15 protein-coding genes and 1 pseudogene are annotated in these 17,495 nt (G+C 53.0%); 7 read left to right on the forward strand and 9 right to left on the reverse strand.

Translation table 11 applies throughout. The features are described 5' to 3' along the window. The first annotated feature begins 217 nt into the window (after positions 1-217). From J2125_RS23370 to J2125_RS23390, 5 genes and pseudogenes are all read left to right on the forward strand, one after another. Positions 218-1,285, forward strand: coding sequence for a phosphotransferase (locus tag J2125_RS23370; RefSeq protein WP_017802354.1), 1,068 nt, complete (start codon positions 218-220; stop codon positions 1,283-1,285). Positions 1,286-1,304: 19 nt separating this feature from the next. Next, positions 1,305-2,588 carry an aspartate aminotransferase family protein gene (locus J2125_RS23375; RefSeq protein ID WP_017802355.1) on the forward strand — a complete coding sequence of 428 codons (1,284 nt, stop codon included), beginning with the start codon at positions 1,305-1,307 and terminating at the stop codon, positions 2,586-2,588. A gap of 22 nt (positions 2,589-2,610) precedes the next feature. Continuing rightward, positions 2,611-3,279, forward strand: a complete 669-nt coding sequence (locus J2125_RS23380) for a GntR family transcriptional regulator (RefSeq protein WP_017802356.1) — start codon at positions 2,611-2,613, stop codon at positions 3,277-3,279. A gap of 561 nt (positions 3,280-3,840) precedes the next feature. After that, positions 3,841-4,041: pseudogene (locus tag J2125_RS25085) on the forward strand (hypothetical protein); the annotation flags it as partial. Between the two features lie 108 nt (positions 4,042-4,149). Beyond that, a complete protein-coding gene (locus J2125_RS23390) occupies positions 4,150-5,415 on the forward strand; it encodes a DUF3289 family protein (RefSeq protein ID WP_017802358.1) in 1,266 nt (421 codons plus the stop codon). A gap of 128 nt (positions 5,416-5,543) precedes the next feature. On the opposite strand, the gene J2125_RS23395 is transcribed toward J2125_RS23390, so the two are convergent. Genes J2125_RS23395 through J2125_RS23415 form a run of 5 tightly spaced genes read right to left on the reverse strand, consistent with a single transcriptional unit; the run spans position 5,544 to position 12,557 of the window. Beyond that, a complete protein-coding gene (locus J2125_RS23395; RefSeq protein ID WP_017802359.1) occupies positions 5,544-7,565 on the reverse strand; it encodes a CocE/NonD family hydrolase in 2,022 nt (673 codons plus the stop codon). Next, on the reverse strand, positions 7,562-9,187 hold the full coding sequence (locus J2125_RS23400; RefSeq protein ID WP_017802360.1) for an ABC transporter ATP-binding protein: 1,626 nt from the start codon (positions 9,185-9,187) through the stop codon (positions 7,562-7,564). Before J2125_RS23400 ends, J2125_RS23395 begins: the two co-directional genes overlap by 4 nt. Beyond that, the gene (locus J2125_RS23405) at positions 9,187-10,014 is read right to left on the reverse strand and encodes an ABC transporter permease (RefSeq protein WP_017802361.1); all 828 of its coding nucleotides are present in this window, start codon (positions 10,012-10,014) and stop codon (positions 9,187-9,189) included. The genes J2125_RS23400 and J2125_RS23405 overlap by 1 nt, the downstream gene beginning before the upstream one ends. 3 nt (positions 10,015-10,017) lie before the next feature. Continuing rightward, positions 10,018-10,965, reverse strand: a complete 948-nt coding sequence (locus J2125_RS23410; protein ID WP_017802362.1) for an ABC transporter permease — start codon at positions 10,963-10,965, stop codon at positions 10,018-10,020. Further along, entirely contained in the window at positions 10,965-12,557 is a 1,593-nt protein-coding gene (locus J2125_RS23415; RefSeq protein ID WP_017802363.1) for an ABC transporter substrate-binding protein, read from the reverse strand. Before J2125_RS23415 ends, J2125_RS23410 begins: the two co-directional genes overlap by 1 nt. Before the next feature lie 200 nt (positions 12,558-12,757). Here J2125_RS23415 and J2125_RS23420 point away from each other — a divergent pair, with 200 nt between their 5' ends. Then, positions 12,758-13,024, forward strand: coding sequence for a CBU_0592 family membrane protein (locus J2125_RS23420; protein ID WP_017802364.1), 267 nt, complete (start codon positions 12,758-12,760; stop codon positions 13,022-13,024). 134 nt (positions 13,025-13,158) lie between these two features. On the opposite strand, the gene J2125_RS23425 is transcribed toward J2125_RS23420, so the two are convergent. The 3 genes from J2125_RS23425 to J2125_RS23435 all read right to left on the reverse strand — a co-directional run bounded on the left by J2125_RS23425 (position 13,159) and on the right by J2125_RS23435 (position 14,740). Next, complete coding sequence (locus J2125_RS23425; protein ID WP_017802365.1) at positions 13,159-14,058, reverse strand: LysR substrate-binding domain-containing protein; 900 nt, start codon at positions 14,056-14,058, stop codon at positions 13,159-13,161. Positions 14,059-14,190: 132 nt separating this feature from the next. Next, positions 14,191-14,553 (reverse strand): hypothetical protein, encoded by a 363-nt coding sequence (locus J2125_RS23430; RefSeq protein ID WP_017802366.1) that lies wholly within the window; start codon positions 14,551-14,553, stop codon positions 14,191-14,193. A 1-nt stretch (position 14,554) separates the two neighbouring features. Next, positions 14,555-14,740, reverse strand: a complete 186-nt coding sequence (locus tag J2125_RS23435) for a hypothetical protein (protein ID WP_040462507.1) — start codon at positions 14,738-14,740, stop codon at positions 14,555-14,557. 201 nt (positions 14,741-14,941) lie between these two features. Between J2125_RS23435 and J2125_RS23440 the strand changes: the two genes are divergently transcribed. Then, entirely contained in the window at positions 14,942-15,670 is a 729-nt protein-coding gene (locus J2125_RS23440; protein ID WP_017802368.1) for a metallophosphoesterase, read from the forward strand. 71 nt (positions 15,671-15,741) lie between these two features. Here the strand turns inward: J2125_RS23440 and J2125_RS23445 are convergent, their stop codons facing one another. Further along, complete coding sequence (locus J2125_RS23445) at positions 15,742-17,388, reverse strand: methyl-accepting chemotaxis protein (RefSeq protein ID WP_017802369.1); 1,647 nt, start codon at positions 17,386-17,388, stop codon at positions 15,742-15,744. Positions 17,389-17,495 lie beyond the last annotated feature (107 nt).

The following is a 17,495-nucleotide window of genomic DNA, read 5'->3' on the forward strand; positions in this document are numbered from 1 at the left end:
GCCCGTACTTCAGGATAAGACGCTGTTATACCTTTTCCATTCAACCATATGAATAACCAATGGCTGGGTAGCATAAAACCAGATTTATCGTTAACTATCAGTTAATTGTGTTATTTCCTGTGCAAGTGCGATGATAAAAAAGGAATTTTGATGCATCAAATATCATGTAGATTAACTTCTGCGCTCGCGGGATGACTCAGCATGGCAGGAGCAGAATATGAATTTTCAACAGCACCAAATGGACACCTTTTTAATCAGCGGCATGCTGACCTCACCGCCGCCGCAAATTTCTGGCGCAACAGCTGAACGCATCGCGCATCAGCACTATGGTCTGGCAGGTGAAATCACCTTACTCAGCGGCGAACGGGATAAAAATTTTCGTTTGCAGTGTTCCTCAGGCGAGGCCTGGGTAATGAAATTTTATAACCGCTGCGACGATGCCATTACCCGTGATTTTCAGGAGCAGGTATTACTGCATATCGCACAACGCGCGCCATTACTGCCGGTGCCACGTTTAATCCACACTCAAAGCGGTCAGCGTGAGTTTGTCTGTCATGACGAGTCCGGCAACCCGGTGTATGGCGTAGTGATCACCCTGCTGCCAGGCAGAACGCCAGCATTAGCCGATAACAGTCCGGCGCTGCTCGACAGCCTTGGCAACATCATGGCGCAGCTTAATCTGGCGATCGGCGATTTTTCCCATCCGGCGCAGCAGCGCACCATTCTGTGGGATCTGATGCATAGCGGCAAATTGCATACGGCAACCGGCTATCTGCCCGCCGGTGCGCGTCGTGACTGGATTATTCAGTTTCTCTCTCACTTTACCAGCCAGCTGCTTCCGCAACTGAATTCGCTGCGCAGACAGGTGATCCATAACGATCTGAGCGGCAGCAATATTCTGATTGATCGCCAGCATCCTGCCACCGTGAGCGGCATTCTTGATTTTGGCGATATGGTCTGTGCGCCGCTGATTAATGAGATCGCCACCGCAGCTTCCTATTATATGCAACCCGGCATCAGCGATCCGCTAATGGCGGTGGCGCAGATAGTTCACGGTTACCAGCGGCTGATGCCGTTACAGCAACAGGAACTGATGCTGCTGTATGAGCTGATACTGGCGCGTCTGACAATCAGGGTGCTGATTACCGAATGGCGTTCGGCGCTGTTTCCGGAAAACCGGGACTATATTTTGCGCCACAATCCGCATGCCTGGGCGCTGCTCGATCATTTTCGCGCCCAGTCGCTGACAGCAGGTCGCGACCAGCTGATGGCGCTTTGTTGTTAATTTAACGGGAGATTTAACGATGAACGCGGATACCGCAACCCTGATGCAACGTCGCGCCGCCCTGCTCGGCCCGGCTTATCGCCTTTTTTACCAGTATCCTAAACACTTTGTGCGCGGTGAAGGGGTGTGGCTGATCGATTCCAGCGGCAGGCGCTACCTTGATGCCTATAATAATGTGCCCGCAGTGGGCCACTGTCATCCTGCAGTGGTGGCCGCGCTGCATCAGCAGGCGACTACCCTCAACACCCACACCCGTTACCTGCATGACAACGTGGTGAACTATGCGGAGAAACTGCTGGCAACCTTTCCGCCGGAACTTGGCCACGTAATGTTTACCTGTACCGGCAGCGAGGCCAACGATCTGGCGCTGCGCGTCGCCAGCACCGTCAGCCAGGGACGCGGCATTATTATCACCCGTAATGCCTATCACGGCGTCACCTCTGCGCTGGTGGATATCTCTCCGGCGCTGGATAACACCACGCCCACGGCGCCTCATGTCCGTATGGTCGATGCACCGGACAGCTATCGTAAAACCCCGCAACAGGCCGCCGCCGACTTTACCCGTGATGTACAGGCAGCAATTCACGATCTGCAACAGCACGGCATTGCACCGTCAGCGTTGATTGTCGATACGCTGTTTGCCAGTGATGGTCTCTACAGTGAACCCGCCGGGCTGCTAACCGGCGCAGTGGCGGCGATGCGTGCGGCCGGTGGCCTGTTTATCGCCGATGAAGTGCAGGCCGGGCTGGCGCGCGCAGGCAGCCATATGTGGGGATTTGCCCGCCATGGCGTGATCCCGGATCTGGTCACCCTCGGTAAACCGCTGGGTAATGGTCATCCGATTGCCGCCTTAATCGCCAGACCGGCGCTGCTGGCAGAGTTTGGCGCCCGTACCCGCTACTTTAATACCTTTGGTGGCAACCCGGTCTCCGCCGCCGTGGGTATGGCGGTATTGCAGGTGATTGAAGATGAACAGCTACAACAAAACGCCTTAACCACTGGCGCGTATCTGATGGATGGCTTACGCAGCATTGCCGATGACTATCCGTTAATTGGCGATGTGCGCGGTGCGGGTCTGTATGCCGGGCTGGAGATTGTCAGTAATCCGGCAGAAAAAACGCCGGATAGCGGCATGGCAGCGCAGCTGGTCAATCAGCTGGCGGAAAACGGCGTGTTGGTCGGCGCCAGCGGCAGCCATGGTCAGGTGATTAAAGTGCGCCCGCCACTGCCGTTTAAACCCGCGGATGCCGACCATTTTCTTGAGATATTGCGTCATACTTTGCAAACGCTGACATCCCGTTAATCGCAACATACCAGGGCGATCCATGAATTATCCACTTAGCTCGATCAGTCACTCTTCGCTGGGCACCACGGTATATGACATGCTGCGTCAGGCGCTGATTTGCGGGCAGTTCAGGCCTAATGATCGCCTGAAAATTCGCGATATTGCGATGCAGGTTGATACCAGCGTTACGCCGGTCAGGGATGCCATTCTGCAGCTGGCTAAGGAGCAGGCGCTGGAGATGCGCACACCGAAAGATATTCGCGTGCCGCAGCTGGATGCCAGTCAGTACGCTGAAATTCGCACACTGCGTCTTGAAATGGAGGGTTTTGCGGCGGAAAAAGCCGCTGAACTGATTACTCCGGCAGATCTGCACGCTATTGAGCGCAATATCAGCGATAATATGCAGGTGATTGCCGCTGGCGATCTGTCACAGGCGTTGCGACTCAACAGTGAGTTTCATCTGCTGCTGGCGTGCAGTGCGCAAATGCCGTTGTTAAGTCACTTTATCAACTCATTGTGGATGCGCGCCGGACCACTGGTGGCCGAAGCCTATACGTACTTCTCCCAGCGCATGGCGATCGAGCATCATCACGATATTCTTCAGGCGCTGAAAAACCGCGACGGCCAGGCAGCACGGCGCGCGATTCAGGAGGATATTCTGGATGGTAACCAGAAAATGGTGGAGTTTTTGCGTGCCAGTCGCGGCTGATTGTTATATCAGACGTATCGCATTTACGTTGAAAACTTGAGGCGCAGGCCGCAATTTAGCACGCCAGACCTGAGGAACTAAAGGATATAATAGGCCCCAGGATCGCCTAAAAAGCGAAACCCCGGGAGGAACCTGAAAAGGTTTGTCCCGGGGCTCTGATTAGATTGTTGGTGGCGCGTGGTTATATAAAACCAGAGGGGCCGTTCCAACTGCTCTGAAACGGATTTTAGATAACCATGGCTGAAAGTCAAGCACCCTATAATTATGACTGCACTGGCGCCGGACTTATTGCCAGCCTGTCTGTTCAACGTTTCAAACCATACCTGGTCAGCGCTGGGCACAATCAAGACTATGCATTCGGTCTTTATCTATATAATGCCCGAATGGCAAAGGCATTTCTCTTCCCGTTACAGATACTTGAAGTTACCCTGCGCAACAGAATAAACGATATATTCTGCCGGGCTTTTTGTGAAAAATGGTGTTTTGACCACGGTCTGCGGAAAATTCTTTCTAAGGCAAGTCTGGCGACATTAGACAGAGCGATCAACAGAGCAAAAGCAACCAACACAGAGGACATGGGTGTCGTTACACGAGACAGTAACCCGGAATCACAGTTGCAAAACCATGTGGCAGCTACTAAAAAATATCAGACAGTTTATGAAGGCTGCGTCGCCCTTCCCGGGCAACAAACATAGGTTGGTAAAAATGGAGCGATATAATAGGCTCACCTATTTAGCGACCATCATCTTAAGAATAAGATGACTGTGACATTGCCCCTGTAATTCCTGTGCTTTCTAATATAAAATAAATCTCAAATAAGTTGACAATGGCTACCTATAAGTCAGTCAGGGAACGATAAAGGAACAGATAATGCGTGGGATCGCTAAGCCATTAGAACTTTTTCGCAGTAGAAAACCCTTTAATGATCGCCGTGCTGATGACATGCTCTACGGAGACATGTCAGAGGAAACACTCAAGCAGCGTTATGGCCTTATAGCCGTATCTGATCGTGTCGATTGCTACACCTTCAAAAAGTTGCACCTTCCCGCTTATGGAAATATGCCGATTCTGAGTCGTGAACAGGCTGCCGCGAGACTCTTCGATCAACTGCGTTTCGAAGCTTCTCGTTTCGCCTTCTGGGGGCCATACACCAACATCGTTCAACGTATGTTCAAACACATGCAATACAACGACGGTCGGGACTTCAATGATGCTCAGGTGAACCTGGCATACAAACGGGTGATTGAGACCAATAATTCGAAGACAAGCACTAAAATGCTTATTCGTGACACTCTTTCAAAATTTGTCAGATGGGACCAGGGTTTAACTGGCAGTGACTTCAAGGAAAACCTTTTGAAATCACATCTGCCTAAATTCGACAGATGGATCGACCGTATTAATGGCTTAGGCATCAGTATCCATGAAGTAAACAGTACTAAGATCACTCTTGAATCTTTAAGGTTCGAAGGCAATAAATTTACTGCTGTGATTCATTATAAGGGCCAGGATCATTTCGGTCTGGACACCACAGATATACAGGATGCACGATTTAAGTACCTTTTGATGTTTAGAGCCTGGTTCGTATTACAGCGTTACCATAAACTTGCCTATAAGCCTTTCTTAGTAAACATGGAAGCTCGAATCACGATTACTGGTGAAATTATGCTTAAATTTTCAAAAAAAAATTACGTTATGTTAGCAATTTTGGTTGCTATCATATTATTTTTTTCCTTTCACAAACCATCAAGTGAAAACGTGATTGTGACTGTTTTCGATGGCCTTGTTTTTCTGAAGAACCCACCAGCTACTAAAGAGAGTAAGTTTGAGTGGTGGAAATCCAATGAAAGTATACTGAAGAGCAAGTACCATCTTGTCCCTGACGATAAGTTTTTCACTATCCCGATAATGGATTTTGGCGAGGGTTATGAAAAACTTCCCCACTCTAATTTTTTGTCTGGTGTAAGTGAAGACGATTACATCTGCGATGATTCAATTAAAGATGAAAAAAAGTGCATTAAAAAAGAGTCCGTTTTCACAATTTCAGGTGATATTACGAGAAAAGTATTTATCGATGTAGGCGATGAAATGTACATCCAGACACCGGACGGTAATACAAAGTTAGTATCAAAAAATTGATAGCATTATTATTCTCCCATCGCACAGATACTGTCTTATGACGGTGATCATTGGGGGCATTTTCTTTTTTATATTATTGTTCGCGACGGTGAACTGCACCGCCACTCTGCATGGCGGTGCATACTCATTCAGCGAGCGATACGCTGATTCCACACTTTATCGGCCACTGGATCACCGTTAAACGTCACCTTCATGGTGCCGCTGACGATAAAGTGCGTCAGGTCGCTGCGCAACTCCAGCACAATATCGGCTTCCGTCCACCAGCCTTCGCGACCGATTTTCATTGTCTGCGTCAGCAGATAGTGCGCAGAAAGCGGATCCTGATTGCTGACGCTCAGCTGACGCCGCAGGCTGTGATCAACCGTGGTGTCGATATCATCAAAGCGGTATACCCCTTCACCAAAAACGCCGCCAATCCCTTCGGTCACGCTGGTCCAGCTGTCGCTCAGCACATCGTAATGCAGGCTACGCTCAACGCGTCCCGGTGATAACAGCGTGAGTGGCGTATTCGCCGCCGTTTCCGGCTGTGGGTTTGGTCCGCTAATCGCCTGCGGATTCGCGCAAACCGGCAACGTCAGGCTGGCGCTGGCCAGGTCGAGGGTTAAGGTCGCCTGCTCCGCCATCGGCCAGATCATGGGCCAGAAGGTGGTGGCAACCGATACCCGCATGCGGTGACCGGCGGCAAAGCGCCAGGCGATGCCATCCAGCTGCACCTTTACCTTTACCGTTTCGCCCGGCGTCAGCGGCACATTTTTATCCTGCCCCTGTAAATGGGCCAGGTTCATCCAGCCGTGAGTGACGCGGTTCACCGCACCGTCCGGTGAGACGTCGGAAAGGCGCACATACAGCATTGCCGCCGGTTTATCGCTTTTCAGCAGCACCTCAAACTGCGGGAAGCCGAAGAACGCCAGCGGTTCGTCCAGCGGTTCACCGTCGAAAATTTCCGCCTGACCATCGTCAATACGCTGATCCGGCGGACTTTCACCCAGCACGCCTGCCCCCATCCACTCACCGCCCATCAGGCCGTGGTTCTGCGGTGAACAGACGCTATACCAGCAGGCATCAGGGTTCGCCACGCGATTCAGCTGTCCGCGATCCAGATACCAGTGGCGATCGGCCACATTATCGGCGCTGCCGCTGTTAAAACCGACCCACTCGCCGCGCACGGTTGGCCGCTGTGAAGAAGGTGGCTGGCTGTCATTCAGCCATGCCTGCACGCGTGGTCCCGCCATCGCGTCATTGTCCGCACCTTTCAGCCAGTGATCCCACCAGCGCACGCCCTCCTGCAGAAAACCAATCGCCGGTTCCGGCGTGCCATCCTGCGGATAGATATGCGCCCAGGGGCCAATAATTGCCCGGCTCGGCACCTGAAGGTTATCCATCAGACGGAATACCGCATTACTGTAAGCATCCGCCCAGCCGCCAATCGCCAGAACCGGGCACTGAATGGCCGACCAGTCCTCACATACCGAACCATGCTGCCAGTAGGCGTCACGCAGCGGATGTTCCATCCACAGCGCCGGGAAGAACGGCATATTATCCAGCCGCGCCTGCCAGTCTTGACGCCACTGCTCGCCAGTCAGTTGCGGATCCTGCGGACGACTCTGATAAGCCAGCATAATGCCGCCCCACCACAGATTGTCATTCAGCAGGCAGCCGCCTTTATAGTGAATATCATCGTTATAGCGATCGTCGGTGGAGCAGACGGTAATAATCGCCTTTAGCGCCGCAGGACGACGCGCCGCCAGTTGCAGGCAGTTAAAACCGCCCCACGATTTGCCCATCATGCCGACCGCGCCATTGCACCAGTGCTGACGGCTGATCCAGTCGATCACCTCCAGCGCATCTTCCTGCTCCTGCAACAGATACTCATCAGCCAGTAAGCCATCAGACTCGCCGCTGCCGCGCATATCAACCCGCAGTACCGCATAGCCATGGCCGGAAAAATAGCCGTGCATTGGCTCATCGCGCGTACGGGTGCCATCACGTTTGCGATAGGGAATGTATTCAAGGATCGCCGGAACCGGCGTGATGCTGGCGGAGTCCGGTAACCACATGCGCACCGCCAGGCGTGTGCCATCGCGCAGGGTAATCCACAGGTGTTCGGTCACGGTCACCGCATGGGGAAAATCACTGATGATCTGTTTCATAATGTTCCTGTTGATAACGTAGGCGTCCGTTTACTCAGCACTTCATCCAGCCAGCCTGTGTGCATTTCGGGTACTGAGTTCAGCAATGTTTCGGTGTAGCTGTGCATTGGCTGGCTGAACACCTGTTCAGTTGGCCCCTGCGCCACAATATTGCCCTGATACATCACCGCGACATCATGGGCAATGCGCCGCACGGTGCCGAGATCGTGCGTGATAAACAGATAGGCGAGTCCCAGCTGCTGTTGCAGGCGGCGTAGCAGATTCAGCACCCCTTCTGCCACCAGTGGATCCAGCGCCGAAGTGGCTTCGTCACAGACAATCAGATCCGGCTGGGCGGCCAGCGCGCGGGCGATACAGACACGCTGCTTCTGCCCGCCGGACAGTTCGCGCGGATAACGATCCAGCAGGTTAAGCGGCAGTTCGGTAAGCTGCATCAGCTCGGCGACGCGCTGGCGCACCTGCTGCGGGTTATGACCAAAATAGAAGGCTACCGGACGCCCAATCAGCTCCGATATGGTCTGCCGCGGATTAAGCGCTACATCCGGCAGCTGGTAGATCATCTGGATGCGGCGCAGCGACTCTTTATCCCGCTGCTGATAACGTTTATCCAGTGGTTTGCCTTCAAACAGCATCTCGCCTTCGGTATCCGCCAGCAGGCCGGTCAGCGCACGCGCCAGCGTACTTTTACCGCTGCCCGATTCGCCAATGATTGCCAGTGTCTGGCCGCGACTAAGTGACAGCGTAACGTTATGTACTACACGCTGGCGATTGTAGCCGGTCGACAGCCGGTTAATTGCCAGCAGCGGCGTTGCCTGCGGATCGGCGATCTCCTCTTCCAGCTCAAAGCTGTGCACCCGCTCAGCAACCAGCTGACGGGTATACGCCTGTTGTGGCTGTTGCAGAATGGCCTCGGTGGTATTGGTTTCCACCTCTTTGCCCTGTCGCAACACCATAATGCGGTCCGCCAGCTGGGCGACCACTGCGAGATCGTGGGTGATATACAGCGCCGCGGTATTAAACTTGCGCACCAGATCGCGCAGCATTACCAGCACCTCAATCTGGGTAGTGACATCCAGCGCGGTGGTCGGTTCATCCATCACCAGCAGGTCCGGCTTGCAGGACATCGCCATCGCCGCCATCGCGCGCTGCAGCTGTCCACCGGAGAGCTGATGCGGATAGCGCTTGCCGATATTGTCCGGATCCGGCAGATCCAGCGCGCGAAACAGCGTCACCGCCCATTCCTGCGCCTGCGCCTTGTTCATTAATCCATGCCGTAATGGCCCTTCACACACCTGCTTACCAATGGTCAGCGCCGGATTAAACGCCGCCGCCGCGCTCTGCGCCACATAGGCCACTTTTTTGCCGCGCAGCGCGCGCCGTTGCGCCGATGGCAGCTGCATAATATCTTCGCCATCCAGCAGAATCTCGCCGTGACTGATGCGGCAGCCCTGACGCGCATAGCCCAGCGCCGCCAGCCCGATGGTCGATTTCCCTGCGCCTGATTCACCGATCAGACCCAGCACTTCGCCGCGTTTCAGCGTCAGCGAGATATCCTGCACCAGCGGCGCGCCCTGCAGGGTTTCGATCGCCAGATGGCGCATTTCCAGAATGTTGTCACTCATTATTCATCCCCCAGAGAGTGGTTATTGCGCACCAACAGCCAGTCCACCACCAGGTTGACGCCAATGGTTAACAGTGCAATCGCCAGAGCGGGATAAAGCGGCGCCATCTGCCCGAAGTTAATCGCCTGAGCATTATCACGCACCATGCTGCCCCAGTCGGCGTATGGCGGCTGAATGCCAAGGCCAAGGAAGCTGAGACCAGCAATAAACAGGAAAGTGAAGCAGAAGCGCATACCAAATTCAGCCAGCAGTGGCGGAATGGCATTTGGCAGGATCTCCTTACGCAGGATCCACAGCATACCTTCACCACGCAGACGCGCCGCCTCGACATACTCCAGGCAGACAATCCCCTGCGCCACCAGACGCGCCAGGCGATAGACGCGCGTGGCATCCAGTAAGGCGATAGTCGCCACCAGCACCGGAACAGAGGTCCCCATTACCGACAGCACAATCAGCGCCAGAATCAGCACCGGAATCGACATCAGCGTATCGACAATACGCGTCAGCACCACATCCACCCACTTGCCACAGATGGCGGCGGTAAAGCCAGTAATAATGCCAATCACAAATGAGCTGAAGGTGATGGTCAGGGCGATAGCGATGGTGGTGCGCGCGCCGAACAGAATACGCGACAGCATATCGCGTCCGAGGTTATCGGTGCCTAATGGCATCTGCAGTGACGGCAGCATCCAGATATCGCCTACCTGATCGGTTTCGCTATGTGGGGCAATCCACGGCGCAAACAGCGCGCCCAGCAGATTGAGGGCGATAATCAGCAAGCCAACAATCGCGGTTAACGGCAGCGTAGTGCCTTTGATTCGTTTCATGGCTTACCTCGCATGCCGTAGTCGTGGGTTACACCAGATAGCCAGCAGATCGGCAACGGTGTTCAGCAGAATATAGGTGCCGCCAAACAGCAGTCCGCACGCCTGTACCACCGGCAGATCGCGCTTGGTGACCGCATCGACCATCAGCTGACCAATACCCGGATAGACAAACACCACCTCAACCAGAATCACGCCCACCACCAGGTACGCCAGGTTAAAGGCGACCACATTGATAATCGGCGCCAGCGCGTTAGGCAACGCGTGGCCCAGCACAATCCGCCATTTCGGGATCCCTTTCAGTACCGCCGTTTCGATATAGCTGCTCGACATCACCGCCCCGACCGAGGCGCGCGTCATCCGCAACATATGGGCCAGCACCACCAGAACCAGCGTCAGCATCGGCAACGTGCAGTTATACAGCTGCTCGCTCAGGCTGGCATCCGGGTCGACCAGCGCCAGGCTGGGAAACCACGTCAGACGGATGGCAAAGAAGATCACCAGCAGATAGCCGACAAAAAACTCCGGCACCGAAATGCTTAGCAGTGTCAGGGTATTGGCCAGCCGATCAAACCAGGATCCGCGCCAGATAGCGGAAGCAATACCCAGCATGACCGCCAGTGGGATAGCAATCACCGCCGCATAGGTGGCAAGAAACAGGGTATTAGCCAGACGTGGCAGCAACTCATCACTGATTGGACGACCACTGGCCAGCGAGTTGCCGAGATCGCCATGCATTACGCCAGTCAGCCAGCTCAGATAGCGCTGGAATGCGGGCTGATCCAGCCCCAGCTGCGTGCGCAGCGCGGCGATGGTTTCCGGCGTGCCATTTTGTCCGAGAATGGCGCTGGCGACATCGCCCGGCAGCAGCTCGGTGCCGGCAAAAATCAGCACCGACACCAGAAACAGTGTTAGCACCCCCAGCAACAGGCGGTGCAGAATATGCTTTCTCATTATGACTCCAGCCAGACACGTTCAGCCAGGCGGCCTCCCATAAAGTTAAACATCGGGTGAGGTTTCACACCGCCGACTTTATTGCTGGCAGCATCGAGATAGTCGCCAAACAGGGGAATCATCGCGCCGCCGTTGTCGGAGACAATGCTCTGCATCTCGCCGTACAGCTGCGCACGCTGACCTTCATCCAGCAGCGAACGCGCCTGCAATAACAGAGCGTCAAACTTCTCGTCCTTCCAGTGAGAATCGTTCCATTTAGCGGTGGACATATACGCGGTGGAAAACATCTGGTCGGCCGTCGGACGGCCGCCCCAGTAGCCCATCGAGAATGGCGCTTTCATCCACACATCGTCCCAGTAGCTGTCGGCTGGCTGGCGCTTAATCGCTACCTGAATTCCGGCTTTGCTGGCCTGCCCCTGGAACAGCGCGGCGGCATCCAGCGCACCGGTAAAGGCGGCATCGGATGAGGAGAGTTCCAGCGACAATTTGTCCAGACCGGCTTTCTTCAGATAAAACTTCGCCTTATCCGGATCGTAGCTGCGCTGCGCCAGCTGATGATTGAAGAAGCGATCGGTTTTCGGAATCGGATGGTCATTACCCAGCGAGCCGTAACCACGCAGTACTGTGGCCAGTAGTTTCTCACGGTCGATACCGTGTTTAATCGCCATCCGCACATCGTTGTTGTTAAACGGTGCGATACGACAGTCCATCAGGAAGGTGAAATGCTGACCACCGGCGGAGCGGATAATCTGTAGCGCCGGGCTACGCTTCAGGAAATCGACGGTTTTAAAATCAACGCGGTTGATGGCGTGAACCTGGCCGGAAATCAGCGCATTGGTGCGTGCGGTGGGATCGTTGATCACCAGCACTTCTACCGCATCTACCCAGGCGCGATCCGGCTTCCAGTAGTTTGGGTTACGTTTAAACAGCGAACGAACACCCGGCTCAATGTGTTCAAAAACAAAGCCACCGGTGCCAATCGGGTGCGACCAGTCGGTAAAGCCATTGGGCACCACCACCAGGTGGTAATCGGCCAGCAGGAATGGCAGATCCGCATTGCCGCTGTCCAGCGTCAGAGCAATCTGGTCGTTACCGCTTTTCTCCAGCGAAGTGATGGCATCCAGCTGGGTTTTAATCGCGCTGCGTGATTTATCACCACGATGCAGATTGATCGAGTAGATAATATCGTCGGCATCAAGGGTTTTGCCGTTATGGAAAGTGACGCCCTGACGCACTTTAAACAGCCACTCTTTCGCGCCCGGTTTAGCTTCCCAGCTCTCCAGCAGTTCCGGTTGCGCCTGGTTATTTTCATCGATTTCCACCAGGCCATTCATCAGCATATAGGCCTGATTCAGCGGCACCCAGTCGCTGTACAGCGTCGGGTCGAGGGTATCACTGGTATTACCGCCGGACATGCCCAGCTTCAGCGTGCCGCCCTTTTTCGGCGCGCTGTTCTGCGCAGCGAAAGCGGACAATGGTGAGAGCGATAAACCGGAGGAAACCCCTAATAATGCGGCAGCAGTAATAAATTCGCGCCGATTAATCCGCCCATCCTGAAATAATGTTCTTGTCGGTGCTTTATCGTTCTTCATTTATTTTTCTCCATAGTGTCATACCTGGCCCGCCCGGTAATAAGCTCACTTGCCGTAAAAGCGGTAAGCATGATTTATATCAAACCAGCATGTTGTGTTTGTATGAGTATTTATCATGATAGTATGCAAAAAATGCGCGGCAAAACACCCCTGAAAGCGATACTTTTCCGGATATCGACTTTTTACCGGGGAATTAACACGTGGAAGTGCACACTTTTGTGGGCTTAATTGGGGTATTCTGCTACCTGCTGGCGTATGCACTGGTGCAGATGAGGAAATTGCTAATCAGCTCAGACAGTTATGCTGTTCTCAATATTATTGGTGGTGTTTTTGGCTTGTATTCTCTGAGCCATGACTTTAATCTTGCAGCCTGTATTTCGCAAACCATGTGGTTAATTTTCACCCTGATCGGTATGCATGCTTCGAGAAAAAGACGTTATGCCGAAAAAAATACCCATCAGTTTTAAATGGTTTTAAACCGGGTTCATCATTGGCAAAAAAATATATTCTTCAGATAATCTCAGCCCCCGCTAAAAAATAATACCACCGGTCATATAATGACCGGAATTTATAGCGGGGATGATCATATGATTTTCTTATATTACTCTTTTAGCGATAACTGCAGCCATTCAACCAACCGACGAATAACCGGACGGGTAAATCGTTCCTGCGGGATCAGTAAATAACATTTACCGTCGACCGCCAGTTTATCCGTATGGGCGGGCACCAGTTCACCGCGATTAATATAATCCTGTACCAGTCCTTCCCAGCCAAGCAAAATGCCGTCCCCCTGCACTGCCGCCTGCACCAGAAAGGGGTAATTGTTGGCCCGCCATGTCAGGCGCGGAAAAAAGCTCGCCACATCCTGTGCGCCAAACCAGTCGCGCCAGCCGGTCCATTCCCGTTGCGGATCGTCCTGAATCAGCAGCGTATGGTTTAACAGCTGCTCAGCATCGGCAAGGGGTTGCTGAGTGGCAAGGTAGCCGGGGGCGCACATCGGGTAACAGACTTCATCAAACAGCGGAATGGCCTGGTATCCGGGCGGCGCTGTGCGCAGATAATAGATCGCCAGGTCAAACTCGGAGGATTTCAGTTCGGCAAAGCTGTCGGAGATTTTCATTCGAATTTGCAGCTCGGGCATTTGACGCCGCATGGCGGATAAGCGCGGCGAGAGCCATAACGATCCCATTGCGCTGGTGCAGGCCAGCGTCACTTGCGGTAAACCATTCCAGCCCATCACTTCAGCGGTGGCCTGCGAAATTTCCGCCAGCTGCTTGCGGATCTGCGCCGCATAGCCTTCGCCGCGTGGGGTCAGTATGACCCGGCGCTGGGTGCGCTGAAAAAGCTTACAGCCCAGCATCTCTTCCAGCTGAATAATCTGGCGACTGATGGCGCTCTGCGTCAGGCTCAGCTCGTCCGCCGCACGGGAAAAGCTGCAGTAGCGGGCGACACACTCGAAAGCGATCAGGGTGTTTAACGGCGGTAGTGGTTCTATCTGCATAAAAGTGACATCAGGACACGGTAAGCATGGGTGGGTTATCATGCCGTGAACGGCGGCGTCCAGCAATTCACATTTGCATAACATCCTCGCCCATTGCTGAGTTTCTCACTCTCCAGCAGGCAAACAGGCAAATTACTGTCCCCGTTCAACCCGGTGCTGAATCTCAGGCTTTGGCACTATGGCGCTGACAGAAACCATAAAACAGATGATCGAGGATAATATTAGTGGAAAAGCGAATACGTCCTCCTGCCTGAGAGGATTTTCCAGATCAAAAATAATCACCACAAAAAACAGGCTGGTAGCAAACGTTGATGATGAACAGACCGTGCTCATTTTATATTGCAGGTTGACCAGCGAAAATCGCGGCGTTGCGGTTGAAAATACATCCCAAATAATATGCACCAGCAGATAAGCGATGCAGATTATAAAGTAGAACTTTGTTAGCTCAGCATTGGTTTGCGGAAGATACCAATGGGTTTCGGCGAGTAACGGCAATTTATTTTACCAACCCCTTTAAAACCAGCACCACCGCCAGTACCGCGCCAGCTGCGGCACAGAGATAAGCCATTTCAGTGGTGACGTTTAATGAAGGGATTATCATCGACACGCCCCCCAGCAGCGCAAAGCCTAAACCGGCGCCACCGACCACTGATTTAGTTAGCATAATAATATCAAAACTCATTATAACCTCCTGAATATCAAGCATAAGCCATCCTGACCCTCAGGGATATTACTTAAATTCTGACCATTTTCAATAGCGGAACAGAGAGTAAAACGTGTAAATATTTGTAGGTGAAAACCCGATATCTGTGGTTTTAATTTAAAGCTGCCAATATAAGTTTCGAGAACGTCAACCACTAATCCAGTGCCCGAGGGGAATACCATGCTTATTGCACAAATAACCGATATTCATGCGGCACCTGATAATGACAATCTTGCGCGTTTACAGCGTGTCATAAACTGGATTATCACGGTTAAACCCGATCTTTTGGTGGTCACCGGCGATCTGACCGATAATGGCTGGTATGAAGGATATCGGGCAATTGAAACCGAGCTACAGCGCGCACAATGCCGCTATCTGGTGCTGCCGGGCAATTCTGATGATAAGCAAATGATGCGTGATTGTCTGCAAGCCGCAGTGCACTGGCGTTCAGATACCGCGCTTCACTTTAGTGAGGTCGTAAATGGTTTTCCGGTTATCGGGATTGATACCACAATCGATGGCGAAGCCCGCGGCGATATTACCCGACATCTGCAATGGCTGGCGACAGAACTGAATAAAAGCACCCAGCCCGCGCTGCTGTTTATGCATCACCATATTTTTCCCTGTGGCATCGAACCGCTTGATGAGGTTATCTGCACAGGCGCAACAGAACTTAGCCAGCTGATGGCCAGCTGCAACACGCCGCCGCTGGCCATTTGTAGCGGTCATATCCATCGCAGTATGGCCGCGATGCTCGGCGGGGTGCCCGCTTACATTTGCGGTTCTGTCTGTCCGGCCAATCCATTAATGCTGGATAAGCAACGCGTTCCACCGGTAACCGATCCTGCGGCGCTGATGATATATGATTTGAGTAAAGGCTATCCGGTGAGTAGCCATATCAGTGTGTAAGCTGGTTTAAATCGGTGCAAAAAAAAAGCGCTTAGCAGAGTACTAAGCGCTTAGCGGATTAATTTAACCGATTAGAACGAACTCCAGTTTTCACCTGAATCAGCCAGCACCAGATTTTTCTTTGGCGCTGACTTCGCCGTACTCATCGTCGCCGCCGGACGGGTAACCGCGCTATCGCCCTGCACTTTAAATGCGCTGACCAGATTGCTCAGCGTTGCCGCCTGTTCCTGCAGAGATTGAGAAGCCGCAGACGCCTCTTCAACCAGCGCGGCGTTTTGCTGGGTGACGGAATCCATCTGCCCAACTGCCAGATGTACCTGCTCAATCCCCTGGCTCTGTTCTGCCGTTGCCGCCGCCATTTCGCCGACAATATCCGCAACCTGGCGAATCGATCCCTGCACTTTGGACATATTCTCGCCAACATCCGCCGCCTGTACCGAACCACTGGCCACCAGTTGTGAAGAGGTAATAATCAGATCCTTAATCTCTTTCGCGGCAGTGGATGAACGCTGCGCCAGATTGCGCACCTCACTGGCCACCACGGCAAAGCCACGCCCCTGCTCACCGGCGCGAGCGGCTTCAACGGCTGCGTTCAGCGCCAGGATATTGGTCTGGAACGCAATGCCTTCAATCAGGCCGGTAATATCAGAAATTTTCGCCGAACTGCTTCTGATATTTTCCATGGTGCCGACCATCGCCGCGACCGAGTTGCCGCTGCTCAGCGCCAGCTCATTGGCGCTGCTGGCCAGCATGCTGGCCTGTCTGGCGTTTTCAGCATTCAGTTTCACGGTGTCGTTTAGTGTGCTCATACTGGCTGAAGTCTGCTCCAGTGATGCCGCCTGCTCTTCGGTACGCGCCGAAAGGTCTTCGTTGCCCGCCGCGATTTGCGTCGACGCTGAACTCACCGACTGGGCCGACGAGGTTACTGACGCCAGCACGCCGGAAACGCGCGAGGTCAGGTGGTTAAATGCTGTCGCCGTTTTACCAATCTCATCCTGACGCGCACTGTCTGCCTGCAGGGTCAGATCAAGGGTTTCACTGACATTTTCCATCACGCGCTGAATACTGTTAAGGCTGTTACGCACGTTAAAGATGGTTCTGAACGCCAGTGCGCCAACCAGTAAAATCACCAGTACCGCAGCGACTAACATTCCCCAAAATGTGGAAGAATAGATGGCGGTATTCTGCTTGCGCAGCTCATCACCAATATCAATATTCAGCTGGATCTGGCGGTTTAATTCATCAATGGTTTTACGCACCGCTGCACCGACACCATTATCACTTTTAATGGTATTCAGGCTGGCAACATCATCGTGCGCGCGTGAAGCAGCGATAAAGTCGGGTAATGCAGACTCAACAGCAGCGATATTTTTAAACGCATCCTCAGTCATGGCTTTATCCTGGTCGCTGGAGATATCATGTGCCATATAATATTCGGTCTGTGATTTTAACTGACCAATCAGATCGCTAATGCGTTTTTCAATATCGGCCTGCATACCACTGTCAGCCGTCCCTTTATGTTCGTAAATCGCTATTCTCAGCTGATTACTGGTGCTGATGGATTTATTCAGATCTTTAATACTCGGGATCGAATTCATCTGCACATATTCAAATCTGTCCTGAAAACCGGTAATCACATACAGTGAAACCGCTGTCAGGGTACAGAGAGACAGTGCCAGCAAGGTAAAAATAAAAAACAGTCTTTTGGTGATTGTCATGCTAACCCTCGATTCTTATTTAGTTTTTGGACGCGAGCGATCGCGTTATCCCTGATTTTTAATGAGAAAGACTTAACATAGGGGCTGGATGCAGGCCGGTAATCACC

It is taken from the genome of Winslowiella toletana, assembly GCF_017875465.1.
GTDB lineage: Bacteria > Pseudomonadota > Gammaproteobacteria > Enterobacterales > Enterobacteriaceae > Erwinia > Erwinia toletana.